This window comes from Fusobacterium sp. SYSU M8D902, assembly GCF_040199715.1.
Lineage (GTDB): Bacteria > Fusobacteriota > Fusobacteriia > Fusobacteriales > Fusobacteriaceae > Fusobacterium_A.
In genome coordinates, this window is sequence record NZ_JBEFNA010000008.1 from 24,046 (window position 1) to 50,798 (window position 26,753).

Sequence of the window (26,753 nt, forward strand, 5' to 3'; positions counted from 1 at the left end):
TGTGTCGCTCTCTTTTATATTATCTAATAAAGTTAGTTTTAATAGGAGTTTCGTAATCTACAGGTTTAACTCCCAGCTTTTTACCAGCTTCAATACATTGAAGCAACCAGATAAAATTTTGAGCTAAGGTTCTCAGTGTCTGTAATCCTTCCTCATCTTTCATAACCTCTTCAGGAGTATTTCCATGTATCTGATTCCAATATTGAGAGGTAACAATAGGCATATTAGAGATACTGAAATACTTGTTTAATCTATCAAAAGCTGAACTTGCACCTCCACGTCTACAAGATACAATTGCTGTTCCAAGCTTTCCAGTCATCTTACTTCTGTACGAGTAAAACAATCTATCTAAGAAGGCAGTGATCTGTCCAGAGGGACCAGCATAGTAAACAGGAGAGCCTACAACTATTCCATCAAATTCCTCTATTCTCTCGCCAATTCTATTAACCTCATCATCAAAGACACATTTTCCAACACTTCTACACTTACCACAAGCTATACAACCAGCTATAGGTTTTTTTCCAAGGTAGAGTATTTCACTTTCAATACCTGACTTTGAAAATACTTGAGCCATCTCTTTTAAACCTGTATAGGTACATCCTTTTTCGTTAGGACTACCATTGATCAATAAAACTTTCATAAAAATCCTTCCTTTTCTATTTTTATTTCTCTTTATGATCTAAGAAACACTTTAAACAAACACCTTTAAAGTGGTTTCCAATAATGATCTCTCCTCCATCTTTATTTTGACTTTCATCAACTAAAATATTCATTGTAGCCTTAGCATCTCCACACACTTCACAAACAGTAGGAATTTCAACAATTTTAGTAACGAATGGTAACATGTAAGCTACTGTTTCAAAAAGCTCACCCATAAAATTAGACATAAGCCCATAGCTAAAAACAAGTGTTTTAGAGTTTCTAATGATTTTAACTAGATCATCTATCTGAGATTTTGTAATAAACTGTACTTCATCTATTAAAATAAGATTAGGTTTATTTTCAAGCCACCAATCATAAAGGTTGAAATCTTTAGTCATTATAATGGCGTCCATACCCTCTTTTAAGGCTCTACTCTTTATCTTTCCACCATCTCTAGTATTTGTTGAAGGTTGAAAGACAGCCACCTTTTTACCAGCCATAATATTTCTATGTCCAGTCAAAATAAGCTCAGCACTTTTTCTAGCACCAACAACTGAATAATAAAATACGAATTTTCCCATTGAACTCTCCTTTATAAAAAATTTTCAATTTAAATTATAGCACAAAACTCTAGAAAAATAGAGACTAAACTTCAAAAATAAAAAGTGTACACTTATAATAGTGTTGACTTATTGTTTAAATAGTGATATAACCATATATATAGAGATTAAATTTTACTTAACATTAAATAAGTGTACACTAATAGGAGGAATAATGAGTCTTACTGAAAGACAGAGACAGATATTAAAGATAGTTAGAGAGAATGAACCAATTATAGGAGATGAGATAGCAAAAAAACTATCTTTAACAAGATCAGCATTGAGAACAGATTTTTCAGTGTTAACTAAGGCAGGTTTTTTAAAATCTAAACCTAAATTGGGATATACCTATGTAGCGAGGGAAGAGAAAAGATATATTAAGGATATAATGGGAGATGTGGTATCAGTAGATTCAGAGCTTTCTGTATATGAGACGATAATAAAAATATTTACTAAAGATGTAGGAACTATGTTTATAACAGAGAGGAATAGCCTTGTAGGAATAGTATCAAGAAAAGATCTATTGAAGATAGCAATAGGAAAAAATGATATAGAGAGAGTACCGATAAATATTGTTATGACAAGAATGCCGAATATAATCTATTGTGAAGAGAATGAACCTATAATTGAAGGTGTGAAAAAGATAATAGAGCATCAAATAGATTGTATTCCAGTAGTAAAGATAAAAGAGGTGAAGGGGAAAAAAATATATGAGCTTGTTGGAAGATTGACTAAAACTAATATAGCTAAACTTTTCTTAGAATATTATAGTAAATAGGAGGAAGAAATGAAAAGAGTTTATTTATTTGAAGAGGGGAATAAAGAGATGATAAATATATTGGGTGGAAAGGGAGGAAACCTAGCAGAGATGAAAAAGATAGGACTTCCTATTCCAGAGGGGATTATCATCTCTACTGATGCTTGTAGAGAGTATTACAAAGATGGACAAACTATAAGTGAAAAGTTAAAAAATGAGGTATTAGAGCAAATAGATAAACTAGAAAAAATAACAGGGAAAGAGTTTGAAGGAGATAGACCACTTCTTGTGTCTGTGAGATCAGGAGCACCTGTTTCTATGCCTGGAATGATGGATACAATTTTGAACCTTGGAATGAATGATAAAACTGTTGAAAAGATGATGGGAATTTTTCATAATGAAGAGTTTGTTTATGACCTTTATTTCAGATTTATTCAGATGTTTGCAGAGATTGTAATGGGTGTGGAGAAGGAGAAATTCTTCAAATTAAAAGAGGAGCTAGGAAAAGAAGTAGATAGAAAAGAGTTAATAGCGAGAGCAAAGGAGCTATATGGAGAGGAGACAGGAAAAGAGTTTCCAGAATGTGCTAAAGAACAGTTATTTATGGCTGTAGATGCAATATTTAACTCTTGGGAAAATGAGAGAGCAAAAGTTTATAGAAGAATAAATAGAATAGATGATGAGATGGGAACTGCTGTTGTGGTTCAAGAGATGGTTTTTGGAAATCTAAATGAGAAATCAGGAACAGGTGTTGCCTTTACAAGAAATCCTTCAAATGGAGATAAAGAGATATTTGGAGAGTATCTATTGAAGGCACAAGGTGAGGATATAGTAGCAGGGATTAGAACACCTGAACCAATAGAGAGATTAAAGGAGCAATTACCAGAAGTATATAGTGAATTTAGTAAGATTGCTAAGATTTTAGAGGAACATAATAAGGATATGCAAGACATAGAGTTTACCATTGAAGATGGAAAACTATTCCTATTACAGACTAGAAATGGTAAAAGAAGTCCATATGCAGCTGTAAAAATAGCTGTAGAGATGGTAAGAGAGGGACTACTTAGTAAAGAAGAGGCTATAATGAAGGTAGATCCAGCAGTATTACCACAGCTACTACATGGAAATTTTGAAGAGAGTGCCATAAAGAAAGCTACACTTTTAGGAAAAGGATTGGCAGGATCAGCAGGAGTAGCTATTGGAAGAGTAGTATTTGCCTCTGAAAGAGTGCACACAAAAGAGATGACTATATTGGTTAGAGAGGAAACTTCTCCAGAGGATATAAAGGGTATCAGTTTGGCTCAAGGAATTGTAACAGTAAAAGGTGGAGCTACATCTCACGGTGCGGTGGTAGCAAGAGGAATGGGAAAATGTTGTGTGACAGGTTGTGGAGCTATAAAGATAGATGATATAAGAAGAGAGATGCATATTAATGGCTATACAGTAAAAGAGGGAGAGTTTATCTCAATAAGTGGATATACTGGAGAGATATATCTTGGAAAAGTACCTCTTACAAAGCCACAGTTTGATGAGAACTTGAAAGAGTTTGTAGCTTGGTGTAAAGAGATTAAAAGATTAGGAATTAGAATGAATGCTGATACAGTTGGAGATGCTAGTTTAGGAAAGGGATTTGGAGCAGAGGGAATAGGTCTTTGTAGAACAGAGCATATGTTCTTCCAAAAGGATAAGATATGGACAATTAGAGGAATGATATTGAGCCACAACCCCGAAGAGGTAAGATTAGCTCTTGAAAAGCTTCATGATATGCAAAAAGAGGATTTTTACAATATCTTTAAGGTAGTGGGAAATGATGTGGTAATTGTTAGATTACTAGATCCACCTCTACATGAATTTCTACCAAAAGAGCAGAAAGATAAAGAGAAGATGTGTGAGATATTAAATGTTTCTTATGAGGAGATAGAAAGAAGAATAAGAAATTTAAAAGATGAGAACCCAATGTTAGGGCATAGAGGTTGTAGATTGGCAGTAACTCGTCCAGAGCTATATAATATTCAGGCTAGAGCAATAATTGAAGCAAGTATTCAATGTAAGAGAGAGGGAATAGATGTAAAACCTGAGATAATGATTCCATTGATAATTGGAGCTAAGGAACTACAGTTTATTAAGAAAAATCTAATAAAAGAGATAGAGAGAGTTTTTGAAGGTGAGAGAATGAGAGTGGATTATAAGCTCGGAACTATGATGGAAACACCAAGAGCTTGTTTATTAGCTGATGAGATAGCAACAGATGTAGACTTTTTCTCTTTTGGAACAAATGATTTAACTCAAACAACAATGGGATTATCAAGAGATGACTCAGTAAAATTTATGCCTGAGTACTATGAGAATGGAATATTAAAAGTTGAACCATTTGCAACAATAGATGAGAGAGGTGTAGGAAAGTTAGTTAAATTAGCAGTTGAATTGGGAAGAAAAGGAAATAAAGATATTGAAATGGGAGTATGTGGAGAGCATGGTGGAGATCCTAAGAGTATAGAGTTTTTCGATAGAGTAGGTTTAGACTATGTAAGTTGTTCTCCATTTAGAGTGCTAGTAGCTATAGTTGCAGCAGCACAGAGCCATATTTTACATAAGAATTAGATTGAGAGGATAATTTATGAAAAAATATGATGATATTCAGGAGCTTAAATACCTTAAGCTCCTTTCTTCTAAATTTAGAAATATTTCAGAAACTACAATTGAGATAATAAATTTACAAGCGATACTTAACTTACCCAAGGGAACAGAGCATTTTTTAACAGATATTCATGGGGAGTATCCAGCTTTTAACCACGTATTAAAAAATGGATCAGGGACTATAAAGGAGAAAATTAACGATATTTTTCAAGATACTCTAAATAATTTTGAGAAAAAGGAGTTGGCTAGTACAATATACTATCCGCAGGAAAAGGTTGAGTATATTTTAAAAAATAAAAAAAATCCAGATAAATGGTTAAAAGATAGTATATATAGAATGTTAGAAGTCTGTAGTGTAACTGCTTCAAAATATACAAGCTCAAAGGTAAGAAAGGCTATGTCAAAGGATTTTGAGTATATATTGCAGGAGCTTATCTATGAGAGAAAGGAGCTTCCAAACAGAAAAGAGTATGTTGAAAATATCATAGATACAATAATATCACTAGGTAGAGGTAAGGAGTTTATAAAAGCTATAGCTGATCTAATTCAGAGATTGATGATAGATAAATTACATATTATTGGAGATATTTATGATAGAGGAAGTAGTCCTCACTTGATAATGGAGACTTTGATAAGACATCACAATACAGATATACAGTGGGGAAATCATGATATGTTATGGATAGGAGCAAGTTTGGGAAATCTTGCTTGTATAGCCAATGTGATTAGAATTTGTGCTAGATACTCCAATACTGACATATTGGAAGAAGCTTATGGAATCAATCTTCTCCCCTTGGCTACATTTGCTATTGATACTTATGGTAGTGACAGTTGTAAAAGTTTCATACCAAAAGGTGAAAAAAAATCACAACTTATGGCACAGATACATAAAGCTATTACAATTATTCAGTTTAAAATTGAAGGAGAGATGTCAAAAAGAAATCCTCAATTTGAATTAGAAAAAAGACAACTACTGGATAAGATAGATTATGATTTGGGAACAGTGGAGCTGGAAGGAAGGAACTATCTTCTAAATGATAGGAATTTCCCAACAATAGATAAAAATAACCCATATATCCTCACTAACGAGGAGAGAGAGGTTATGGAAAAATTGGAGAAATACTTTATTAATAGTGAAAAATTACAAAGACATATAGATTTCTTCTTTACTAATGGAAGTGTGTATTTAAAATATAACTCCAATCTATTGTATCATGGTTGCATACCTTTGACAGAGTCTGGTGAGTTGAAAAGGGTATGTGTATTTGGTGAGGAGCTAAAAGGGAAGGAGTACCTAGATAAGATAGAAGAGATAGTTAGAAAAGCTTACTTGTATAGAGGTAGAAAAGATAAACAAGAGAGATATAATGATTTTTTATGGTATCTTTGGTGTGGAAAAGATTCCCCACTTTTTGGTAAAGATGCTATGAAAACCTTCGAAAGATATTTTATTGATGACAAGATAACACATATTGAAAATAAAAATCCATACTATAAGCTATATAATGAGGAGAGTGTATGCAGGAAGATTTTGAGTGAATTTGGCTTGAATCCTAATATTTCTCATATAATTAATGGACATGTTCCAGTTAAGACATTGAAGGGAGAGAAGCCAGTAAAAGCAAAAGGAAAGCTTTTTTTAATAGATGGTGGATTTTCAAAAGCTTATCAAAAAGAGACTGGAATAGCAGGATATACACTGATTTCCAACTCATATGGGTTGAAGATAGTGGAGCATGAACCATTTGAATCTCTTGAAAAGGCTATATGTGAGGGAAGAGATATAATATCTTCCACTAGGATTGTAGAGGATAGTAGTGTAAATAGAATAAGAGTAAAAGATACAGATATAGGAAGAGAACTTCAAACACAAATAAATGATCTGAGAAAACTATTAAAAGCTTATGAATTAGGAGTAATTCCTCAAGAAATTAAAAAAGATTAAAAAAAATTAATTTTTAATTAACTAATTATTAACTTACAGATGATATATTACATATGTTATAAATAATTTCTAGGAGGAATCATGAAAAAAAGATTAGGACTATTGGCTTTAGCAACAGTATTAAGTTCAGTAACTTATGCAGCTTCTATTGACCATATTCAAACATATACACCAGAATATTTAGGAAACCAAGCACAAAACGGTATGATAAATAAAGCATCTGCTTACTATAACCCAGCAGGATTAGTTCACTTAGAGAATGGAACTTATGTTCAATTAGGAGGACAGTTAGCTTTAGGACATGAGAAGATGACATATGGAGGAAAAGAGTATAAGGCTCAATTAGTTCAACCTATACCAAACTTTGCACTATATAAAGTTGAAGATGATTCAGCACTATATTGGACATTTGGTGCTTTAGGTGGAGGTGGAGACCTAAAGTATAAAGATGGAGTGGCTGGTACAGCTGTAATTCCAGATATATTGAATGGTATTTTTGCTCAAAATCAAAATACAGCAATATTGACTCAAATGGGATTAAATACGGATAGATCAAAGGTGGAGGGATCAAATCTATATATTCAGAATACTCTTGGTAAGGTATTTAAAGTTGATGAGAAACTATCACTATCAGTAGCAGGTAGAGCTATCTATGGAAGTAGAACTTTAAAAGGGGATATTTATGTAGATTCAAAATTATTAAAAAAAGAGTTGGGATCGGCTCATATGGATTCTAAAAGAACTGCTTGGGGATTTGGAGGGCAACTTGGTTTAAACTATAAGGCTTCAGATAGATTAAACCTAGCTATGAGATATGATACTAGAGTTAAGTTAAACTTTAAGGCCCATGGTAGTGAAAAAGGTATAAAATTAGGAATAGATGGAATAGACGGATTAGGATTTGGAGCTTTCTATCCTGAGTACTCTATTGGAACTAAATCAAGAAGAGATCTGCCAGCTATATTAGCAGCAGGTATGTCATATAAAGTAACTGATGATTGGACAGTGGCTCTATCAGGAAACTACTATTTCAACAAAGATGCTAAGATGGATAGTGGAGTGAAAAAAGGAAAATCAGGTTTAGCAGCATTAGGAGTTAAAGAGATACACCCAGAATATGATAATGGTTGGGAGTTAGCTTTAGGAACTGAATATAGATTATCACCTAAATGGGCAGTATTAGGAAGTATAAACTATGCTGATACAGGAGCAAAGGTAACATCTTATGATGATATAGAATATGGATTAAACTCTGTAATGTTAGGAACAGGATTAAAATATAATCCAGATGAGACAACAGAGTGGGTATTCACAGTAACACATTTTATCTATGATTCTCAAGATGGACACTATAATCAAAAGTATTCAAGTCCAATATTTAAAGATGTTAAAAATCCTGAATATAGTAAGAGTATAACTGCTATGGGAGTATCTTATACTAAGAGATTCTAATAGTTTTAGATATAATTAAAGGAGGACACAATGCCAAAAAAACCAATATTTACAAAGGAACAGGTATATAATAAAGCCTTTGAGATATTTAAAGCTGAGGGGATAGAGGGTATTAGTGCTAGAAATCTTGCAAAATCACTGGAGTCATCTCCAGCACCAATATATAGCTTTTACAATTCAATGGATATATTGAAACATGAGCTTTTAGAGAATGCAAAACAGCTTTTTCTTGAGTATGTAAAAAAAGAGAGAACAAACTTGATTTTCTTGAATATTGGAATGGGTATATGTATATTTGCAAGAGAGGAAAAAGAGTTATTTAGAGCTATATTTTTAAAAGAGAGCTTGGGAAAGAGAAATGAAGTAATAAGAGAGTTTAGAGATCTGATAAAGGAAGAGATGTTAAAAGATGGGAGATTTGATCATTTAGATGAAGAGTTTAAAATAGAACTTTATCTAGATTGTTGGATGTATGCCCATGGATTTGCAACTCTGATAGCAACTAATTATTTTGCTGAGATCAGTGATGAGTTTATAAAGACTAGATTGATGGAATCAGCAGCAACTATGCTATATCAAAGATTGGAAAACTATAAGAAATAGATGTGAAGAGAGGGTGCTTTGAAGAGTGCTCTCTTTTTTCTATTATTAATTAAATATATTCTATTCTAGAAGTAGATACTAAAAATCTATCCTAGGAACTATTCAAAAAATATGGAATTTATGGTATGATAAACTTAGAGCGTTACAAAAAAATTAAAGTTTAACTTTAAAAGAAGGGCGGGTTTCTAATGAAAGAATTAGATTTAAAAAGAGTTACTGATGAAGTAGAAAGAATGTGCATTGAAGGGAATTATTTTATTGGGAAAGAGGTTCTAGATAAGATCAAAGATGCTTATGAGAAAGAGGAATCAGAAGTAGGAAAAAATATCTTAGGGCAGATCATAGAGAATGATGAGATAGCTATGAGAGAGGAAGTTCCTATGTGCCAAGATACAGGGATAGTAGTTGTATTCCTAGAGATAGGTACAGAGGTAAAAATATCGGGAGATATATATGAAGCTATAAATGAGGGAGTTAGAAGAGGTTATGAAAAGGGATACCTTAGAAAATCTGTTGTAAGACATCCATTAGATAGAGTTAATACTAAGGATAACTCTCCAGCTATAATCCATACAAAACTTGTTCCAAACTCAGATAAAGTTAAAATAGTTGTGGCTCCAAAAGGTGGAGGATCTGAGAATATGAGTGCTTTGAAGATGTTAAAGCCTTCAGATGGAATAGAGGGTGTAAAAAAATTAGTAGTTGATACAGTGAAAAATGCTGGTGGAAATCCTTGCCCACCAATAATAGTTGGAGTAGGAATAGGTGGAAACTTTGAAAAAGCAGCTATTCTAGCCAAAGAAGCTATTTTAAGAGATATAAATGATATGAATCCAGATCCTATTGCAAGAGGATTAGAGGAGGAGTTGTTAGAGTTAATAAATAAAACAGGAGTTGGACCATTAGGATTGGGAGGTTTAACTACTGCCCTTGCTGTAAAAGTAAATACTTATCCTTGCCATATAGCTGCTTTACCAGTGGCAATCAATATAAACTGTCATGCAGCTAGACATAAAGAGATAGAATTATAGATAGAGGTTTGAGGAGGAAAAGCTAATGGAATATCATATTACAACACCTTTAAAAGAGGAAGATATAGCTAAATTAAAAGCTGGGGATACAGTTAAGATAACAGGAGTTATATATACAGCAAGAGATGCTGCACACGCAAGACTTGTTAAATTATTAGAAGAGGGAAAAGAGTTACCTATAGATATAAAAGGGCAAGTGATCTACTATGTTGGACCTACACCAGCAAAACCAGGAAAGCCAATAGGAAGTGCTGGACCAACTACAAGTTATAGAATGGACGCATATGCTCCAGATCTAATTAAAGTAGGATTAAAGGGAATGATAGGAAAAGGAGCTAGATCAAAAGAGGTTAAGGAAGCTATTGTTTCTGAAAAGGCAGTTTATTTTGCTGCAGTTGGTGGAGCTGCTGCACTTATATCAAAATCTATAAAAAAAGCTGAATTAATAACTTATGAGGATTTAGGAGCAGAGGCTCTTAGAAGATTGGAAGTAGAGGAGTTTCCAGCAATAGTTATAAATGATATCTATGGTGGGGATCTATACCAAGAGGGACAAGCTAAATGGAATAGATTAGATAAATAATCAAATAATAGACTACACTCAAAATTTCAAGATGAGATAGAGAGTGTAGTTTTTTTATTCTTGTTAAATATTATTTAATTTGATTTACTTAAATTTTAGATCGTGATATAATATAGTATGGAATATATATTTTATTGGAGGTAGCTAGATGGAAAATATTTTAACAGTGGAAAATTTTTGCTTATTGTACAAGAACAGAAGTGTTTTAGAAAATCTTTCTTTTGTTGTGGAAAAAGGCGATTATCTAGCTATAGGAGGAGTGCCTGGTTCTGGAAAAAGTACTTTGATAAAGAGTATTTTAGGTTTGATTAATTCAGGAGTGAGTGGAGATATACAGTACCACAATATAGGAAAAGATGAGGTCAGTTATATTGCTCAAAACTCAGCACAACAGAAAGAGAATTTTATAGGAACAGTAAGAGAGGTAGTGGCAGTGGCACTACTATCTAAAAAAAGAGTAAGACTCTTTAAAGATGAAGATTGGGATAAGGTAGACTCCCTTTTAAAAAGATTGGATCTATATGATATCAGAGATCAAAAGATTAACAAATTAAATAAAGGTCAGCTGTTGAGAGCAAATTTGGCAAAGCACCTGATAACAGAGCCGAAGCTATTAATAATAGATAGTCCTAACTCAACACTTGATATGAAGAATAAGTTAGCCTTTTATCAGACGATAAAGACTCTATGTAGTGAGGATCAATTGACAGTTATATTTATAACTCACAATATAAAAGAGATATGTCAGTATGCAAACAGATTACTATTTCTAAATAAAAAAGATAGAAGTTACTATTTTGGTGATTCACAAGAGTTTTTCAAGGGGAGATAATAGATGATAAAAAGTAAGATAGTAAAGATGTTTTTGTTAGGTTTGTTGAGTTTAAGTGCCTATGCACAAAATATAAACTTTTTAGTTCCTGATGGATTACCAGCTATGTCTATAGCTAATATGATGTCTGATGTAAAAACTATAGATGAGGACACAGTGACTTATAAGATAGAGAAAGCCTCAGATGCCCTTGTAGTAGATATGCTAAAGAGAGAGGGAGATATAGGAATAGTTCCTTCAAACTTTTCAGCTCAACTATATAATAAGAATTTAAATTATAAGATTTTGGGAACAGTAGGTTGGGGATCTTTCTATGTAATAAGTAGAGATAATATTTCCTCATTAGATGAATTAAAAGGAAAAAAAGTATATACTTTTGGAAAGGGATTAACTCCAGATATAATATTTCAATCTATTTTAGAAGCTAAGGGACTAAGCAATAAGGATTTAGAGATAAATTATCTAGCCAATGGAAATGAGTTGGCTATGCTATTTCTAAGTAAAAAAATAGATACAGCAGTTATTCCAGAGCCAATGCTAAGTAAAATTCTAACTAAGAGTGTGACTACAAATATTGTAGCCAATTTAAATGATGAATGGAAAAATATAATGGAGTCAGATCTAGGTTACCCTCAAGCAACTTTGGTGGTAAAAGAGGAGTTATATAGTTCAAATCCAAAATTAGTAGAAAAATTAGTAGAAAAAATTAGAGAGAGCAGTGTACTATTATATAAGGATAGAGAGAGAACTACAAAAAATATCAAAGAGAATAACATAACTGTAGATACAAGCAATTTAGATGAGATATTGAAAAGAGCAAATATCTATTATACACCAATATTTGATTGTCAAGAGGAGTACAATAAGTATTTTAAAAATTTGAATGAAGTAAATAGTAAAGTAATCGGAGGAAAAGTACCAGATGAAGAGATATTTGCAAAGTAGTTATAGAATACTTTCCTTTATACTCTTTATTGTTATTTGGGAGGGAGTTGCCTTGTTTATAGACAACTCTCTTCTTTTTCCTAGAGTTGATCAAGTGGGAGAATCACTTTTAAAAATAATGGGAAGTATAGAGTTTTTACACACTCTATACAATACTTTAAGCAGACTTTTTTTAGTGATATTGTTATCTCTTTTGGGAGCTACTATAGTTGCAACAATATCATATAAATATAAAGTAGTTAAACAACTGTTATCACCATTCATAGTATTCTTAAGAGCTGTACCAACAATAGCAATAATTATATTGGTATTGATTTGGAGTACAACAGAGAGTGTTCCAATAGTAGTTGGATCCTTGATACTCTTTCCAATACTCTATGAGAGTATTTTAGGGGCATTAAATAACAGTGATGTCAATCTTTTAAAAATGTCAAAAATATATAGAGTACCTCAAAAGAGAGTGATAACTGATATCTATATCCCAAGTGTCTACTACTCTATAGCACCAAATTTACCCTCATATATTGGCTTGACATTCAAAGTGATAATAGCTGGAGAGGTACTTTCACAGGAGAGCTTTTCAATAGGTGGGGAGATATTTTTGAATAAGATATACTTAGAAAGCTCAAATATATTTGCTTGGATTGCAATTGTAATAGTGATTAACTATATTTTAGAAAATGGCTTAAAAAGATTGAACTATATGGTGAGTAGGAGTTATAGATGGAAGTAAAAAATATAGAGAAAAGCTTTGGAGATAGGGCTGTTTTGTCAGGGATATCTTTTGTTGGAGAAGAGGGAAAAGTTACTGTGATCTTAGGGGAGTCTGGTTGTGGAAAGACAACACTTCTAAATATCTTATCCAAAGATATTACCGAATATTCAGGAGAGGTAGTTTATGAAAGAGATATAGAGAAAGGGATATCCTATATTTTTCAAGAGGACACTTTAATTCCTTGGAAAACTGTATATGAAAATATAGAGTATGTCTTAAAGGATAAGATTCCTCAAGATACTATGAAAGAGTATATAGAGAGGTATTTGAAAGTGGTAAATCTCTTGGATTATAGAGATGAATACCCGAAGAATTTAAGTGGTGGTATGAAGAGGAGAGTTGGAATAGCAAGGGCTTTTGCCTTTCCAAGTGATTATCTTTTTATGGACGAGCCTTTTGAATTTTTAGATATTAAAACTAAAAAAGAGATAGTTGATTATCTAAAATTATTTCAAACGAAGGAGAGAAAAACAGTGTTTCTCATCACACACGATATAGATTTAGCTGTGGAGTTAGGAGATACTATTATAGTTTTTTCAAAAAAACCTACTACAATAAAAAAGATATTTAAAAAAGAAGAGAAGCATTTAGAATTAAAAGATGAAATTAAAAAATTATTCTTGTAAAAAATAAAAATAAAATGTATAATACAGGTGTATTGTTAGAAAGATAAGGAGAAATTGATGATAAAAATAGGAAAAAGACAGAGATTGGTTATAAATAATTTTGCTAGTGTTGGGGCGTACCTTGATGCTGGAACAGGTGATAGTAAGGATAATATACTTTTACCTAACAATGAATTAGAGGATAGAGATTTAAAAGAGGGAGACGAGGTTGAAGTTCTAGTTTATATGGACTCTGAAGATAGACCAGTGGCAACTTTTAGAAAGACAGAAGCTTTAGTAGGAACTTTAGCTAAGTTAGAGGTAACAGATGTTCACCCAACTTTAGGAGCTTTTATGGATTGGGGATTGAAGAAGGAGTTACTTCTACCTAAAAGACAGCAGGAGACTGATGTTGAAGTTGGAAAAAGATATTTAGTAGGAATTTATGAGGATAGTAAGGGTAGACTTTCAGCTACAATGAAGATATATAAATTCTTATTACCAAGTACATCAATGAAGAAAAATGATATAGTTTCAGGAACAGTATATAGAATAAATGATGAGATTGGTGTTTTTGTTGCTGTAGAGGATAGATATTTTGGATTAATACCAAAAAATGAGTACTTCAAAAACTATAAGATAGGTGATGAAATAGAAGCGAGAGTAATAAGAGTAAGAGAAGATGGAAAATTGGATCTTTCTCCTAGAGAACTTGCTTATATCCAATTAGATAAAGATGCTGAGCTAATACTTGAAAAAATGAGAATTTTAAAAGATAGTTTCAGATTCAATGACAAAACTACTCCAGAACAGATAGTGGACTATTTTAATATGAGTAAAAAAGCATTTAAAAGAGCTGTTGGAAATCTATTAAAACAGGGGAAAATAGAGAAAACAGAGGACGGATATTTTAAATTGGTTTCAAAAAAATAAAATATAAAAACATCAGAAGGAGGATTTAAGATGATTGGTTTAATTATTTTAATCATTGTTCTAGCAGGAATGTGGAAAGCTTTTACAAAGGCAGGATTACAGGGGTGGACATCATTAATTCCAATTTATAATGTGTATTTAATGATAACAGTTTTAGCTAAATTGAGTTGGTGGTATATTCTACTTCTAATAATACCAATAGTGAACTTCTTTGTAGTTATAAAGATAAATATAAATATTGCTAAAAACTTCAAAATAAGCTCACCTGTATTATTTGGTTTAGGACTTACATTTTTAGGATTTATTTTCTATCCAATATTGGGATTTGGAAACTATGATTTTGCTACTGGAGATGAAGCAGAAATAATAGATTAATTAAGATTATAGAGATTAAAGGTGAAAATTTTTATCTTATTGGACAAAAATTTTCTCCTTTTTTTATAAGTATAACTAGGAGGAAAAATGAGCGTAAAAACAGTATTTGATAGCATTAATAAAGATTGGTTAATTGAGACAAGAAGAGATCTACATAAGATACCAGAATTAGATTTTCAACTTCCAAGGACAATAGCATATGTAACTCATATTTTAGATGAATTGGGAATTAAATATAGAGTTGGAGTAGGAAAATCAGGTATAGTAGCAGATATAGAGGGGCAAGATAAGGATAAAACTATAGCTTTAAGAGCTGATATGGACGCATTGCCAATATTAGAGTGTAGTAGTAAGGGGTATAAGTCTACTATAGATGGTCAGATGCATGCCTGTGGACATGATGTACATACAGCAATACTTTTAGGTGTTGGAAAAGCATTGTCAGAAAATAGAGAGGTATTACCTTGTAATGTAAGATTAATTTTTCAACCAGCTGAAGAGACAAGTGGAGGAGCTCTACCTATGATAGAAGATGGTTGCCTAGAAGGTGTAGATGCAATCTATGGTTTACATGTAGATCCTACAATAGAGTGTGGAGTAGTTGGAATAAAATATGGAGCTTATTGTGCCTCGTCAACTGATGTAAAGATAGAGATAGAGGGAAAAAGTTGTCATGGAGCTTACCCTAGTCAAGGTGTAGATGCCATTGTTACAGCTTGTAGTATAATTACATCACTTCAAAGCATTATCAGTAGAAATATAGATTCAAGAGATTCAGCTGTACTTAGTTTAGGGAAGATAAATGGTGGAGATAAAGAAAATATAGTAGCTCAAAGAGTTGTAGCTTCAGGAACATTGAGAACACTATCCAACGATGTAAAAGTAAGAGCTAAAGAGAGAATAAAAGAGATGGTAGAGAATTCAGCTAAAGCTTATGGTGCAGTGGGAAAAGTGTCATATGCTGATGGATACTCCGCTCTTGTAAATCATGACGAATATGTGGATATAGTCAAAGCAAATGCTAAAGAGCTATTGGGAGAAAAGGGAGTTTATGAAAAGAAATTGGCTAATATGGGAGTTGAAGATTTTGCTTACTATGTTGAAAAAGTGCCAGGAGCTTTCTTTAATTTAGGTGTTGGAAATATTTCTAAAGGTATAGTAGCACCACTTCACAATGATAAGTTTGATATAGATGAAGATAGTTTAGAGTTAGGAGTAAAGTTACAAGTTTTAAATATTTTTTCAACATATAAAAAACTAACTTTAAATTGTCAGTAAATTTAGATATATAGGTTAAAAAAGAGAGTGTAGATAAAATCTGATCATCTACACTCTTTACTTTATATTTTATCTATTGATACATGCTTCAACTTCGTGAGGATATTTAGGCATCTTATCACCTAATCTTCTTGCTCCTGTTTCAGTTATCAAGAAATCTCCCTCATATCTCATTCCACCAAAAGAAAGGTACTTCTCAATCTCTTCATAATTTAGATACTCAGTAAACTTGTTAGCTTCCTTCCATCTTCTTACTAATTCAGGGATAAAGTATATACCAGGTTCAACAGTAAATACATAACCAGGTCTTAACTTTCTAGCTAATCTCAATGATTTAAGACCAAATTGCATCTCTCTAGGAAAATCTTCATAACCTACATAGTTTTCTCCAAGAGCTTCCATATCATGTACATCAAGTCCTAACATATGACCTAGTCCATGTGGGAAAAATAGAGCATGAGCTCCAGCTTTTACAGCTTCCTCTGTATCTCCCTTCATAAGCCCTCTCTTTTTCATTCCTTCAGTTAAGACTTTACATACTTCAAGGTGTACCTTCTTGTAAGTTATACCAGGTTTGATAAGCTCTTCAGCCTTTTCAAACATCTCTATCAAAAGTGAATAAATATCTTTTTGTACATCAGTAAACTTACCAGAAACAGGGAAAGAAGTTGTCATATCACCACAATATCCATTCTCGATTCTAGCACCAGCATCTAATACTACTAGATCTCCCTCTTGTAAAGTGTTACCATGATAGTGATTATGTAGTATCTGACCGTTTCTTGTGAATATAGTGTGGAAAGATGTAGAGGCATTGTATCTAGCTGCAACCTCTTCAAGGGCGGCTACTACTTCATACTCTTTCATTCCAGGCTTAACTACTTCCATAGCTTTGAGATGCATCTCTCTTGTTATATTTACAGCTTTCTCAATTTCAGAGATCTCTAGAGCTGATTTTGTGTTTCTCTGTTCAACAACACTTAGAATAAGTTTTTCAGATGCAAAATTATTAAAATTAAATGGGTCAATTTTAAAGTATTTGCTCAATTGCATAGTAGTTTCACTTCTATATTGTGGTAAAAATAGTAGTTCTCTTTTCTCCTCTAAAAGTGAGTTAGCAAATTGAGAAAACTCTGTCATTTCAACAAAATTATTTATTCCAACATCTTCAGCAAAAGATTTTAATAATTTTTGTTCTCCCATCCAAACAATATCATCAAGAGTAAAATCAGTACCAAAAATATACTCCTTATTATTGTCAACATCAATTACTCCTATAAGATTTGGAACATTCATACCAAAATAATATAAAAAACTAGCATCTTGCTCAAAGTGATAGTTATTTCCTCTGTAGTTTCTAGGTGATTCTTGATTTCCAGGTAAAATTACAACACCAGATTTTAAAAGAGATTTCAATCCTTCTCTTCTTTCGATATATACATTTTTATCAAACATTTTTACCTCCATAGATTAAAATATATAATCTAAATTATTATCTAACTTTCTAAATTTTATAATATTTATCCAAAATTTTCAATAGAATTTTATTTACTTAAATAGATTTTTAGCCATATTTGGAAAATTTGTAATAATTGAATCTATCCCTTTTTCTTTAAGATATAACATATCTCTTTCATCATTTACCGTCCAAGTATTAATCTCAATATTAAATTTTTTTAACTCCTCAATAACTTCAGGAATAAGATTATTGAAACGTGGATGATAACACTCAATTTGATGAGAAAAAGTATATTTTCCAGCATCAATTATCCAATCTTCAGAGAGAAAACCACATTTTATCTGAGGTGCTAATTTTTTCATTCTTAAGATAGAAAAGTGGTTAAAACTAGATATAATAACCTTATCTTCTAGGTTATATTTTTTTATTAACTCAAGAACTGAATCTTCAATTCCTAAATACTGATAAACACTTGTTTTAAGCTCAATATTAGTAATTATATCTAAGTCTTTAACAAGTAAAAAATACTCTTCTAAAGTTGGAATTCTATTAAAACCAAAGTTATTAAAATTAAAGGAAGCATCAAATTTTTTTAATTCATCATATGTATAGGATTTAACTAGTCCATCTCCGTTGGTTGTTCTGTCAATAGTTTCATCGTGTATAATAACAACAGTATTATCTTTTGTCAATTGTACATCTAACTCAATACCATCAACTCCTATTTCAATAGCTTTTTTAAAAGCTAGCATAGTATTTTCAGGATAATAACCACTAAAACCTCTATGGGCAAAAATTTTACTCATATTTCCTCCTAAATAAAAGTTTAATTTTTAACTAATATACCCCTATTTATCTCTTTTGTCAAGTAGATAGAGAATTGCGTGGGAATAATAAAAAATGATTAATTAAAGGACAGGAAGGGAATTAAAGAGTAAATTTTTAAAGAAGGAATATATTTAATTTAAAAAATATGTTAGAATATGTAAAATATGAATTATATTTAGAGGTGAGAGAGATGTTTATAAATGATTATCATATTCATAGTGAGTTTTCAGGGGATTCTAATCAGAATATGAGAGATATTTTTGAAAAAGCAATCTCTTTAGGTTTAGACGAGATTGCAATAACTGATCATTTAGAGTATGATATTGAAGGAATGACAGAAAAATGGATTTTAAATTTAGATAAATATACTAAAACAGTATTAGAGTATCAAGATGAGTATAGAGGAAAATTAGATATAAAATTGGGTGTAGAAGTGGGAGTACAACCTCATACAAGGGAGTATTTGGAAGAGCAGGTAAAAAAATACCCATTTGATTTTGTAATAGCTTCAACACACGCTATTAATAGATGTGATCTAGCTTGGGGAGAGCTTCAAAAAACAAGAAATAAAGAGGAGTTACAGAGATTTTATTTTGAAACAGTTTTAGATAATGTGAAAAAATATGAACAGTTTTCTGTATATGGTCATATGGATTTTGTAACTAGATATGGTGGACCTGAGTACAGAGGTATGGATTATCATATGCACAAAGATATAATTGATGAGATATTGAGAACACTGATCCATAAGGGAAAGGGGATAGAGATCAATACCTCAGGTTATAGATATAAAGAGAACAGATTTTATCCGTGTACAGATATAGTAAAAAGATATTTTGAATTGGGTGGAGAGATCATAACTATAGGGTCTGATTCACATATTAAAGAGTATCTAACTCTTGACTTTGATGTGGCATACGAGTTCTTAAAAAGTATAGGAGTAAGCTATATTTGTGGATTTGATAAGATGAAACCTGTTTTTAAAAGAATAAAATAAATTGATATATTTTTCTGAATATGTTACAATTATTAAACAGTATAAAATTAGAAGAGGAGAGGGTGTAAATGAAAAAATCATTATTGATGATAACACTAATAGGAGCTTTGTTAAGTGGATGTACAGCATTAGAAAAAACAAGTGAGACAGCTGATAAAGTGAGTACAATGAGTAAAACTGCCCAAACTATGTTAGATATGAACTCTATAAAAGGAGTAGAATATACATTGGAAGGATCAGATATTACTGTAGTATTTGATAGTGGAAAGATCTATGGTTTTTCAGGAGTTAATAGATACTTTGGTGTTGTAGAGATAGAAGGAGATAAGGTAACTATTGATAATGTAGCATCTACTATGATGGCTGGAGAACCAGCTAAGATGGAGAGCGAAGTTGAGTATTTAAGAAAATTAGCAAATGTAAATAAAATTGTAATAGAAGAGAACAGCATTTCATTATTAGGAAATGATAAACCATTAAAATTTATAAAAAAATAATAGTTAATTAAAATAATTAGACTGGCTTCTTTTTGGAGTCAGTCTTTGCTTTGAAACAGGAGGAGCTATGTCAAAATCAATTAGCTTAGGGAAGGATTCAATAGGAAAATTATTTTTAAACTTTTCTATTCCTGCTGTAACAGGAATGTTAGTTACAGCCTTTTATGCCATAATTGATGGGGTTTTTATAGGACAAGGGGTTGGAGCAGATGGACTTGCTGCTATAAATATAGGTTATCCAATAGTAAACTTTGGAGCAGCTTTGAGTTTGATGTTTGGAGTAGGAGGATCAACACTGATATCCCTCTATCCCAAAAATAAAAAAATTCAAAATAGATGTTTCTCATATATAATAACTTTGAATATAATAAGTTATATCTTTATAGTGTTGATGGTTATAATCTTCAACGAAAAGCTATTATATCTAATGGGATCTAGTGAACAACTATTACCAATGGTAAAAGCCTATCTTTATCCTTGTACTGTTGGAGTAGGTTTTTTGATGTTGGCAAATAGCTTAAATGCTGTTGTTAGAAATGATAAGTCACCAACATATGCATTTATAGCAATGGTAATTGGAGCTGTTACAAATATAATTTTAGACTGGCTATTTATAATAGTATTTAGATGGGGAATGTTTGGAGGAGCTTTAGCTACAGCTATTGGACAACTATTTTCAATGCTGTTTTTAATAAAATATTTTTTCAGATTTGGTTGTCACTTTAAATATAAATTTATGAAGTTAAAATTAAATATTTTATATAAAATGTTGATGATAGGATTCCCATCTTTTATAATGGAATTTGCAGTAGCTCTGATAACAATACTATTTAACTTATCATTTATGAAATATAGTGGAGAGTTGGGAGTTTCAGCTTTCTGTATAGTAGGTTATATATTCTATATCTTTAGAATGTTATTCTCTGGATTAGGACAAGGAATACAACCAATTGTAAGTTATAACTATGGTGCTAAGCTAAATGATAGGGTAAAAGGGATATATAAATTGGGACATAGAGTTTCATTAGTAATTTCAACACTTATATTGATTTGGGTAGTGTTTTTTAGTAAGAGCTTGATTGTTCTATTTAATAATGATATTGTTTTAAGAGAGAAAGCATCAGAAGGAATGATACTATATACAAGTGCTATCATATTTATGGGAGCTAATTTTATAAATATAGCTTATTTACAATCAAAGGGAAAGGCTAATTCAGCCAATTTACTATCTATATTAAGAAGTACAGTGTATGTAGCTATTACTTTATTTATCTTACCGAAGATAATAGGTGAGAGAGGGGTATGGTTAGCTTTACCTGTATCTGATCTATTAACATATCTAACCACAGTAGTTTTACAAAAAAGAGGAATGTTATAAAAAAGCTGAGGAGCTTGATTCTCCTCAGTTTTTTAGTTATAGTTCTATTTAAATTTAGTATCTAATTCTCTTTTATCCATTTCCTCTTCAGGTTTTAATGTAAATTGAGATTTCATATTTTTAATAAATGTTCCCATTTCATCAGCACTTCCAACTATTCTATTAAAAATAGCCAGATACTCAGTTATAATAGGATTGTTAACATCATAAGGATATCTCATCAAGTGATCTATCTCACTCCAAGCTTCTTCAAAAACAGTTCTAACCTGTATTTCCACAAGAATCTCATCTTTTTTAGTCACAGGAATTCCAATAAGGTAGTGTACAGAACGATATCCGTGATCTCTAACTATTATTTCACAGTTCATCTCAGAGATACTCTCTTGTAATTGTATCACATTATAATCTCCTCTTCTGATATTAATTTGAGGAGTTTCTCTAATGTCCCAAAGTCCTAATATCTCGTGATGTATATTTTTCCAATCATCTTTAAAAAGGTGTAGCACTCTAATACCAATAAGGTCAGTAACGATTCCCTTATAAGTATCAACAGAGATACCTCTATCAACATATTTTTTTCCTTTTCTAATAATCTTTTCAATTAGGTGTTTAGGTTTTTTTACTCTTCTTCTAACTGAGTGTACACTAGGAATATCAATTAATTTAGAAACGATATACTCAGCTTCTTTCTCCAACTGAGGTACTAATTTTACATAGTTATCATAAATCTTATTCAGCTCTTCCCAAACAAGACCAGTAGATGCAAAATACTCCTCATCTATTGAAAATTCTTTAAAAAATTGATCTTTATCAAGCATATTAAACACAATTTACTCCTTAATTTAAAACTATTTTTCAACTTTTTCAAGCTGTATTTCAACTAATTTTCTATATCCAACAATTGAGTTAGACTTTTCATTAATATCTTTTTGAGAAATTTGATCTTTTATAACTATTTTCTCTTGAAGAGAGTAGTTAATTCCTCTGAAATCAAGAGGGTGCTTCTTGATAAAAACTAAACTATCTCCCTCTCTTATTCCATCTTTATTTTCAACTTTAAAATTTAACCAACTGTTTAAGATTTTCTTATCCTCTAAATAACATTGTAAAAGGTGTAGAGTATAGAAATCCATAGATGTATCAGAGAAAGCTTTACTCTTAGATGGTGAGATAATTGACTCAACGCTCTCATATTGAGTGACAGATTTTAATATCATACCAAATTTATGAGATTGTATAGGATTTTCAAAAATAATATCTCCATGTAGGTCTTTTACGTGGAAAGATAATCTTTCACCTGAAAAAACTCTTCTAATAAGGTCAGCAACAGCATTCAGTCGAGAGTTCTTTAACTTGCTAAAGATTTCATACCTAAAGAAGTCTCCCTCTTTGATAAGAGTATTATTTTCCAATTTTATACTCAAGCCTAACTTAAACTCTCTCGTCTTAAATTCAAATATCTTAAACTTATTGAAACTAACTATTCTCAAATTAACATTTAATAACGGAGTCTCTCCAATATGTAAAGTAGTATTTCCTAAACTGATCTGTTCGATCTCTTTTTCATAATGAGATATATTACTATCTTTAATTGGGAAATTTTTTAGTTTCATAGATGTATATTGAATCTCTATACCAGTTTCAATTCCAGCTTCTTTAATCAATGTTACAGTTTTAGGTTCAGAAGACTCATATGGAACGTCATCCTTAATAGGAGTGTCAGCAATTATGTCTAGAGGATTTACATCCTCTTCTATAGCTGAATCATAGTCTAATTTTAGTAGAGGAGAAGTTTCCTTTTCTGTATTTTCAGTGGTAGTACTATCGGGATTAACTTCCTCTGATACTACCACACAAACTTTTTTTCAGGAAGTATTCTCTCTTCTTTTTGTGAAATTTCACTAAAATAATCTAGGAAATCTTTTGTACTAGAGGTAATTAATTTAATATTGTATTTTCCAATTAAATCTGCTGATTTACTACTAATAATAGAAGTATTGGTAATCATATATATAGGTTGGAACTCCTTTAGAGGTTCTAAGATGAAACTAAGCATATTCATCATATCAGAATCTTCTAAATCAATTCCTAAGAAGATAGTTGGTCTACTCTTGATCTCCTCTCTAACTCTCTTAAAAAACTCTGAATAAAATTCCAAAGTCTTTAATTTTCTAATATCTTGACTAGAGATAAAGAAAGTAGAAACAGAGGACATATCCCCTAAAAATTTATAGTAACCTATAGTATTCTCTTTTCTCTTTTGAATATTAGTAGGAGTAATTTTTGTAATTGAATCACAAAAATTAGTCTCAATAATATTATCAAAGTTATTTGTAAAAATATTTTCAAATAAACCTGAATTGATAATATTGCTATATATATCAATATTTACACTATATCTATGTTCGAAATTTTCTTTAATCTGTTTAACCAAATTCTTTTTTGTATCTATAACTGCATCTAAATATGCCTGCACTATATCTGAAAAAGAGTTCATATCTTTTATATATCTTTTTGTAGATTGCTGTAGCTCTGATAAAATGGCTTCTGAGATGTCAGCTTTTGAAGGATATCCAGTTAACTTATTTAAAAAATCACCAGTAAAAAGATTAAATTTTTGATCTTTTTCAAATTTTTCAAAAAAGTTCTTCATAGTTCTCACCTGCCTTAAAAATTAAAATAGTTCACTATTAGTATAACTTATAATTGGGAAATAAACAACAAAAAATTAAAAAAAAAAGGATTTTTTAAGAAAAAAGTGCTACAATTTATTAAGGAGGTAAAAGTATGGAAATTTTAATACCGTTTTTTAGAGATTATATTATTGTAATCAATGCATTATTTCTATTTATTATAGTACTATTGGAGAGGAAAAATCCATTATTTACTCTCTTTTGGATAACACTTTTAGTACTGGCTCCATATCTAGGATTTGTAGCCTATCTGTTTTTTGGATTGAGTTTTAGAAAGAAAAGAGTGGTTAATCAATTTTATAAATGGAAATTTTTATATAGTAAAAAAGTGATGGGATTTTCCCACTATAAAGAGTTGGTGAAATGGGAGCAACTAATATCCTATGTTGAGATTTCATCTAAAAATCAACTTACATCTTTAAATACAAGTAAGATTTTTATAGATGGAAATGATTTCTTTTCAAGTGTAAAAGAGGATTTAAAAAATGCCAAAGTAAGTATCAATATGGAATACTATATCTTTAGAGGAGATGGACTTGGAAGCGAGATTGGTGAGATACTATTGAAAAAAGCCCAAGAGGGAGTGAAGATAAAGATCATAGTAGATGGTGCTGGTGGCTATGATAGAAAGATGTTAAAGAGATTTAAAGCTAATGGAATTGAAGTAGGAGTATTTTTTCCTTCAATTTTCCCTTGGTTCAAAATCACAAGCTTAAGAGCAAATTATAGAGATCATAGAAAATTGTGTTTGATAGATAGCAAATATGGATATATAAGTGGATTTAATATTGGAGATGAGTATCTAGGAAAGGGAAAGCTTGGATATTGGAGAGATACAGGATTGAGAATATTTGGAGAAGCGTGTATAGAGTTAGAGAAAGAGTTTTTCTTCTCTTGGGGCATTGTAAAAAAAGAGAAATACACATATAAAAAAGAGTATGAGTATAATGCTGAGGTTTTAAAAGAGTTAATTGAGGTAAAAGGAAAGCATAGTGGACATATGCAAGTGGTAAGTAGTGGACCAAACTATCAATTTAGAGCAATAAGGGATAATGCTCTTAAGATGATAATGAAAGCTCAAAAATACATTTACATTCAGACTCCGTACTTTGTTCCAGATGACACTGTTTTAGATGCTTTAAAAATAGCTGCTCTATCAGGAGTAGAGATAAAGATAATGATTCCAGACAAGCCTGATCATTTTTTTATCTACTGGGTAAATCAGTATTTTAGCGGTGAACTATTAGATTTGGGAGTAGAGGTATACAAGTATGGAAGAGGATTCCTACATAGCAAATTTATAGTTGTTGATGATGAGGTTGTAACTGTAGGAACAGCTAATTTTGACTACAGAAGTTTTTATCAAAACTTTGAGATAAATGTAAATATTTATGAAAAAGATGTAGCTAGAACATTTAGAGAGATATTTAATAACGATATTAAATTTAGTCACAGACTCTTTAGAAGTGAGTATTCTAAAAGAGGTTATTATATAAAATTAAAAGAGTCAATCTGTAGATTGTTGGCTCCAATAATGTAGAAAGAGAGTTGACCTGATATGGTAGAGTTTCAAAAACTTTCAAATTTCTTTTTTCCTTTTATAGAGAGTGATTTTAGGTATGCTGGAGATTTTTATTATGATCTACATATTCACACTACAGCTTCAGATGGATTTATAAAGCCAGAATTTTTAAAAAACTTTGTAGATCATAAAAGATATCTAATCTCAGTGACTGATCACAATGAGATAAGAGGTGCTGTTAAATTACGTGAGTTAGGGATTAACAATGTTCCAGGATTGGAACTAGGTTGTGAAGATGGATTTGAAATGTTAGTTTATTTTAAAAAAATGGAGGATCTAGAGGAGTTTTACAGAAAAGAGGTAGAACCTTATAGAAATATTAAGAGAATGGCTAAAACTCATAGAGGTATATATGAGTATTTAGATGTTTTAAATCAGTGGGAGTGTCATAAATCAATTCCTCATATCTGTGGAGTAGTACAAAAAAATTTTATAAATAATAAAGAGTATATCTATGATGTAATAAAAAAAGTGGATTCATTAGAAACACATAACCATGCACTTCCAATGGTTAGAAATCTTATGGCTGGAGAGTTGAGAGAGAGATACAATCTAACTGCAACATTTGGAAGTGATGCTCATATTTTAAGGGAGATTGTATCATATTACAAATATTCTAATATGGATTTGAGTAGTGGAGAGAAGATAGTTGACTATATCTATAAGATAGGAAGTTTAAGTGGAATTGGGCAAAAACATCTGTTATATTTAATTAAAAGTTTAACATAGTAAAAAAAACCTTTTCAAAAAATAAAAATTATAGTATAATGAATAGGTAGTGATCCCGTAGCTCAATTGGATAGAGCAATTCCCTCCTAAGGAATAGGTTGTGTGTTCAAACCACATCGGGATCGCCATTCTTTACAGGAGGAAGATATATGAAGAGAGTGATATCTTTAGTGTTCCTTGTAATGTTAATTAGTTCTTGTAGTTCTTATACTCCTAAGAGTGCTGAAGCTAGATATAATAAGCTTTCTAATAAGATGGATAAGTTGATGGATGATGTCATAGTGGAGAAGAAAAGAGCAGAGCTAGAGAAAGATTTTACAAAGTTTAACAAAGGAATGGTAGAGTACAAAAAGAAAAATGCTGATGAAGATGTTGACTACCTAGATAATTATATAAAAAAGACAAATATAAAAATACAATATTTAAGAGATTTGAGAGATTAATTCTCTCATTTTTTTATGCAAAGAAAAAATATATTTGACAAATAGAAAAAAATGTCATATGATATGACCTATAAGATAAAATTGAATAGAAATCGGATGAAGATATAGGGAGAGAGCGTTAAGCCGCCGACGAAGTAAATCTTTCAGGCAAGTTC

27 protein-coding genes and 1 tRNA gene are annotated in these 26,753 nt (G+C 31.2%); 21 read left to right on the forward strand and 7 right to left on the reverse strand.

Annotated features, from left to right (window positions below; genetic code table 11):
* Positions 1-19: 19 nt before the first annotated feature.
* Positions 20-640, reverse strand: coding sequence for a flavodoxin family protein (locus ABNK64_RS04910; RefSeq protein WP_349763674.1), 621 nt, complete (start codon positions 638-640; stop codon positions 20-22).
* 22 nt (positions 641-662) lie between these two features.
* A complete protein-coding gene (locus ABNK64_RS04915; RefSeq protein ID WP_291255116.1) occupies positions 663-1,223 on the reverse strand; it encodes a thymidine kinase in 561 nt (186 codons plus the stop codon).
* A 193-nt stretch (positions 1,224-1,416) separates the two neighbouring features.
* On the opposite strand from ABNK64_RS04915, the gene ABNK64_RS04920 reads away from it, so the two are divergent.
* The 14 genes from ABNK64_RS04920 (at position 1,417) to ABNK64_RS04985 (ending at position 15,992) form a co-directional block, all read left to right on the forward strand.
* Positions 1,417-2,019, forward strand: coding sequence for a helix-turn-helix transcriptional regulator (locus ABNK64_RS04920; protein ID WP_291255115.1), 603 nt, complete (start codon positions 1,417-1,419; stop codon positions 2,017-2,019).
* Positions 2,020-2,028: 9 nt separating this feature from the next.
* Complete coding sequence (gene ppdK, locus ABNK64_RS04925; protein WP_349763675.1) at positions 2,029-4,599, forward strand: pyruvate, phosphate dikinase; 2,571 nt, start codon at positions 2,029-2,031, stop codon at positions 4,597-4,599.
* A 16-nt stretch (positions 4,600-4,615) separates the two neighbouring features.
* Complete coding sequence (locus ABNK64_RS04930; protein WP_349763677.1) at positions 4,616-6,580, forward strand: fructose-1,6-bisphosphatase; 1,965 nt, start codon at positions 4,616-4,618, stop codon at positions 6,578-6,580.
* Between the two features lie 81 nt (positions 6,581-6,661).
* The gene (locus ABNK64_RS04935) at positions 6,662-8,032 is read left to right on the forward strand and encodes an OmpP1/FadL family transporter (RefSeq protein ID WP_349763678.1); all 1,371 of its coding nucleotides are present in this window, start codon (positions 6,662-6,664) and stop codon (positions 8,030-8,032) included.
* Positions 8,033-8,062: 30 nt separating this feature from the next.
* Entirely contained in the window at positions 8,063-8,635 is a 573-nt protein-coding gene (locus ABNK64_RS04940) for a TetR-like C-terminal domain-containing protein (RefSeq protein WP_291255111.1), read from the forward strand.
* A 188-nt stretch (positions 8,636-8,823) separates the two neighbouring features.
* Entirely contained in the window at positions 8,824-9,666 is an 843-nt protein-coding gene (locus ABNK64_RS04945) for a fumarate hydratase (protein ID WP_349763679.1), read from the forward strand.
* A gap of 25 nt (positions 9,667-9,691) precedes the next feature.
* Positions 9,692-10,249 (forward strand): Fe-S-containing hydro-lyase, encoded by a 558-nt coding sequence (locus tag ABNK64_RS04950; protein ID WP_291255109.1) that lies wholly within the window; start codon positions 9,692-9,694, stop codon positions 10,247-10,249.
* 148 nt (positions 10,250-10,397) lie between these two features.
* Positions 10,398-11,081, forward strand: a complete 684-nt coding sequence (locus ABNK64_RS04955) for a metal ABC transporter ATP-binding protein (RefSeq protein WP_291255108.1) — start codon at positions 10,398-10,400, stop codon at positions 11,079-11,081.
* 3 nt (positions 11,082-11,084) lie between these two features.
* Positions 11,085-12,026: an ABC transporter substrate-binding protein gene (locus ABNK64_RS04960; protein ID WP_349763680.1), complete on the forward strand. Its 942-nt coding sequence runs from the start codon at positions 11,085-11,087 to the stop codon at positions 12,024-12,026.
* Positions 12,004-12,759, forward strand: a complete 756-nt coding sequence (locus tag ABNK64_RS04965) for an ABC transporter permease (RefSeq protein ID WP_349763681.1) — start codon at positions 12,004-12,006, stop codon at positions 12,757-12,759. The genes ABNK64_RS04960 and ABNK64_RS04965 overlap by 23 nt, the downstream gene beginning before the upstream one ends.
* On the forward strand, positions 12,750-13,427 hold the full coding sequence (locus ABNK64_RS04970) for an ABC transporter ATP-binding protein (RefSeq protein ID WP_349763682.1): 678 nt from the start codon (positions 12,750-12,752) through the stop codon (positions 13,425-13,427). Before ABNK64_RS04965 ends, ABNK64_RS04970 begins: the two co-directional genes overlap by 10 nt.
* Positions 13,428-13,484: 57 nt before the next feature.
* The gene (locus ABNK64_RS04975; RefSeq protein WP_291255104.1) at positions 13,485-14,339 is read left to right on the forward strand and encodes a CvfB family protein; all 855 of its coding nucleotides are present in this window, start codon (positions 13,485-13,487) and stop codon (positions 14,337-14,339) included.
* A gap of 30 nt (positions 14,340-14,369) precedes the next feature.
* A complete protein-coding gene (locus ABNK64_RS04980; RefSeq protein ID WP_291255103.1) occupies positions 14,370-14,714 on the forward strand; it encodes a DUF5684 domain-containing protein in 345 nt (114 codons plus the stop codon).
* Positions 14,715-14,801: 87 nt separating this feature from the next.
* On the forward strand, positions 14,802-15,992 hold the full coding sequence (locus ABNK64_RS04985; RefSeq protein ID WP_349763683.1) for a M20 metallopeptidase family protein: 1,191 nt from the start codon (positions 14,802-14,804) through the stop codon (positions 15,990-15,992).
* A 69-nt stretch (positions 15,993-16,061) separates the two neighbouring features.
* Here ABNK64_RS04985 and ABNK64_RS04990 read toward each other — a convergent pair whose 3' ends face one another.
* Positions 16,062-17,447, reverse strand: a complete 1,386-nt coding sequence (locus ABNK64_RS04990; RefSeq protein ID WP_349763684.1) for an aminopeptidase P family protein — start codon at positions 17,445-17,447, stop codon at positions 16,062-16,064.
* Between the two features lie 93 nt (positions 17,448-17,540).
* Positions 17,541-18,257 (reverse strand): glycerophosphodiester phosphodiesterase, encoded by a 717-nt coding sequence (locus ABNK64_RS04995; protein WP_349763685.1) that lies wholly within the window; start codon positions 18,255-18,257, stop codon positions 17,541-17,543.
* A gap of 212 nt (positions 18,258-18,469) precedes the next feature.
* On the opposite strand from ABNK64_RS04995, the gene ABNK64_RS05000 reads away from it, so the two are divergent.
* The 3 genes from ABNK64_RS05000 (at position 18,470) to ABNK64_RS05010 (ending at position 21,151) form a co-directional block, all read left to right on the forward strand.
* A complete protein-coding gene (locus ABNK64_RS05000) occupies positions 18,470-19,276 on the forward strand; it encodes a histidinol-phosphatase HisJ family protein (RefSeq protein WP_349763686.1) in 807 nt (268 codons plus the stop codon).
* 68 nt (positions 19,277-19,344) lie between these two features.
* Entirely contained in the window at positions 19,345-19,773 is a 429-nt protein-coding gene (locus ABNK64_RS05005; RefSeq protein ID WP_291255099.1) for an META domain-containing protein, read from the forward strand.
* 67 nt (positions 19,774-19,840) lie between these two features.
* Positions 19,841-21,151, forward strand: coding sequence for an MATE family efflux transporter (locus ABNK64_RS05010; protein WP_349763687.1), 1,311 nt, complete (start codon positions 19,841-19,843; stop codon positions 21,149-21,151).
* Positions 21,152-21,195: 44 nt separating this feature from the next.
* On the opposite strand, the gene ABNK64_RS05015 is transcribed toward ABNK64_RS05010, so the two are convergent.
* The 3 genes from ABNK64_RS05015 to ABNK64_RS05025 are packed head-to-tail and all read right to left on the reverse strand — an operon-like array spanning position 21,196 to position 23,804.
* On the reverse strand, positions 21,196-21,969 hold the full coding sequence (locus tag ABNK64_RS05015) for a RelA/SpoT-related domain-containing protein (protein WP_291255225.1): 774 nt from the start codon (positions 21,967-21,969) through the stop codon (positions 21,196-21,198).
* Between the two features lie 30 nt (positions 21,970-21,999).
* Positions 22,000-23,004: a hypothetical protein gene (locus ABNK64_RS05020; RefSeq protein WP_349763689.1), complete on the reverse strand. Its 1,005-nt coding sequence runs from the start codon at positions 23,002-23,004 to the stop codon at positions 22,000-22,002.
* On the reverse strand, positions 22,998-23,804 hold the full coding sequence (locus tag ABNK64_RS05025; protein ID WP_300342165.1) for an SIR2 family protein: 807 nt from the start codon (positions 23,802-23,804) through the stop codon (positions 22,998-23,000). The genes ABNK64_RS05020 and ABNK64_RS05025 overlap by 7 nt, the downstream gene beginning before the upstream one ends.
* A 134-nt stretch (positions 23,805-23,938) precedes the next feature.
* Here ABNK64_RS05025 and cls point away from each other — a divergent pair, with 134 nt between their 5' ends.
* The 4 genes from cls to ABNK64_RS05045 all read left to right on the forward strand — a co-directional run bounded on the left by cls (position 23,939) and on the right by ABNK64_RS05045 (position 26,598).
* Positions 23,939-25,384, forward strand: a complete 1,446-nt coding sequence (gene cls / locus ABNK64_RS05030; protein WP_349763692.1) for a cardiolipin synthase — start codon at positions 23,939-23,941, stop codon at positions 25,382-25,384.
* Positions 25,385-25,402: 18 nt separating this feature from the next.
* Entirely contained in the window at positions 25,403-26,155 is a 753-nt protein-coding gene (locus tag ABNK64_RS05035; RefSeq protein ID WP_291255219.1) for a PHP domain-containing protein, read from the forward strand.
* A 51-nt stretch (positions 26,156-26,206) separates the two neighbouring features.
* Positions 26,207-26,283, forward strand: a tRNA-Arg gene (locus ABNK64_RS05040).
* Positions 26,284-26,304: 21 nt separating this feature from the next.
* Positions 26,305-26,598, forward strand: coding sequence for a hypothetical protein (locus tag ABNK64_RS05045; RefSeq protein WP_349763694.1), 294 nt, complete (start codon positions 26,305-26,307; stop codon positions 26,596-26,598).
* Positions 26,599-26,753: the final 155 nt, after the last annotated feature.

Bases quoted from the DNA above. Each gene is read 5' to 3' on its own strand.
- ABNK64_RS05000 (WP_349763686.1), top strand. From the start codon at position 18,470: ATGTTTATAAATGATTATCATATTCATAGTGAGTTTTCAGGGGATTCT.
- ABNK64_RS04945 (WP_349763679.1), top strand. From the start codon at position 8,824: ATGAAAGAATTAGATTTAAAAAGAGTTACTGATGAAGTAGAAAGAATG.
- ABNK64_RS05045 (WP_349763694.1), top strand. From the start codon at position 26,305: ATGAAGAGAGTGATATCTTTAGTGTTCCTTGTAATGTTAATTAGTTCT.
- ABNK64_RS04990 (WP_349763684.1), bottom strand. From the start codon at position 17,447: ATGTTTGATAAAAATGTATATATCGAAAGAAGAGAAGGATTGAAATCT.
- ppdK (WP_349763675.1), top strand. From the start codon at position 2,029: ATGAAAAGAGTTTATTTATTTGAAGAGGGGAATAAAGAGATGATAAAT.
- ABNK64_RS05005 (WP_291255099.1), top strand. From the start codon at position 19,345: ATGAAAAAATCATTATTGATGATAACACTAATAGGAGCTTTGTTAAGT.
- ABNK64_RS05035 (WP_291255219.1), top strand. From the start codon at position 25,403: ATGGTAGAGTTTCAAAAACTTTCAAATTTCTTTTTTCCTTTTATAGAG.
- ABNK64_RS04935 (WP_349763678.1), top strand. From the start codon at position 6,662: ATGAAAAAAAGATTAGGACTATTGGCTTTAGCAACAGTATTAAGTTCA.
- ABNK64_RS04950 (WP_291255109.1), top strand. From the start codon at position 9,692: ATGGAATATCATATTACAACACCTTTAAAAGAGGAAGATATAGCTAAA.
- ABNK64_RS04915 (WP_291255116.1), bottom strand. From the start codon at position 1,223: ATGGGAAAATTCGTATTTTATTATTCAGTTGTTGGTGCTAGAAAAAGT.
- ABNK64_RS04970 (WP_349763682.1), top strand. From the start codon at position 12,750: ATGGAAGTAAAAAATATAGAGAAAAGCTTTGGAGATAGGGCTGTTTTG.
- ABNK64_RS04995 (WP_349763685.1), bottom strand. From the start codon at position 18,257: ATGAGTAAAATTTTTGCCCATAGAGGTTTTAGTGGTTATTATCCTGAA.
- ABNK64_RS04985 (WP_349763683.1), top strand. From the start codon at position 14,802: ATGAGCGTAAAAACAGTATTTGATAGCATTAATAAAGATTGGTTAATT.
- ABNK64_RS05025 (WP_300342165.1), bottom strand. From the start codon at position 23,804: ATGAAGAACTTTTTTGAAAAATTTGAAAAAGATCAAAAATTTAATCTT.
- cls (WP_349763692.1), top strand. From the start codon at position 23,939: ATGGAAATTTTAATACCGTTTTTTAGAGATTATATTATTGTAATCAAT.
- ABNK64_RS04920 (WP_291255115.1), top strand. From the start codon at position 1,417: ATGAGTCTTACTGAAAGACAGAGACAGATATTAAAGATAGTTAGAGAG.
- ABNK64_RS04965 (WP_349763681.1), top strand. From the start codon at position 12,004: ATGAAGAGATATTTGCAAAGTAGTTATAGAATACTTTCCTTTATACTC.
- ABNK64_RS04955 (WP_291255108.1), top strand. From the start codon at position 10,398: ATGGAAAATATTTTAACAGTGGAAAATTTTTGCTTATTGTACAAGAAC.
- ABNK64_RS05015 (WP_291255225.1), bottom strand. From the start codon at position 21,969: ATGCTTGATAAAGATCAATTTTTTAAAGAATTTTCAATAGATGAGGAG.
- ABNK64_RS04940 (WP_291255111.1), top strand. From the start codon at position 8,063: ATGCCAAAAAAACCAATATTTACAAAGGAACAGGTATATAATAAAGCC.
- ABNK64_RS04975 (WP_291255104.1), top strand. From the start codon at position 13,485: ATGATAAAAATAGGAAAAAGACAGAGATTGGTTATAAATAATTTTGCT.
- ABNK64_RS04960 (WP_349763680.1), top strand. From the start codon at position 11,085: ATGATAAAAAGTAAGATAGTAAAGATGTTTTTGTTAGGTTTGTTGAGT.
- ABNK64_RS04980 (WP_291255103.1), top strand. From the start codon at position 14,370: ATGATTGGTTTAATTATTTTAATCATTGTTCTAGCAGGAATGTGGAAA.
- ABNK64_RS04910 (WP_349763674.1), bottom strand. From the start codon at position 640: ATGAAAGTTTTATTGATCAATGGTAGTCCTAACGAAAAAGGATGTACC.
- ABNK64_RS04930 (WP_349763677.1), top strand. From the start codon at position 4,616: ATGAAAAAATATGATGATATTCAGGAGCTTAAATACCTTAAGCTCCTT.
- ABNK64_RS05010 (WP_349763687.1), top strand. From the start codon at position 19,841: ATGTCAAAATCAATTAGCTTAGGGAAGGATTCAATAGGAAAATTATTT.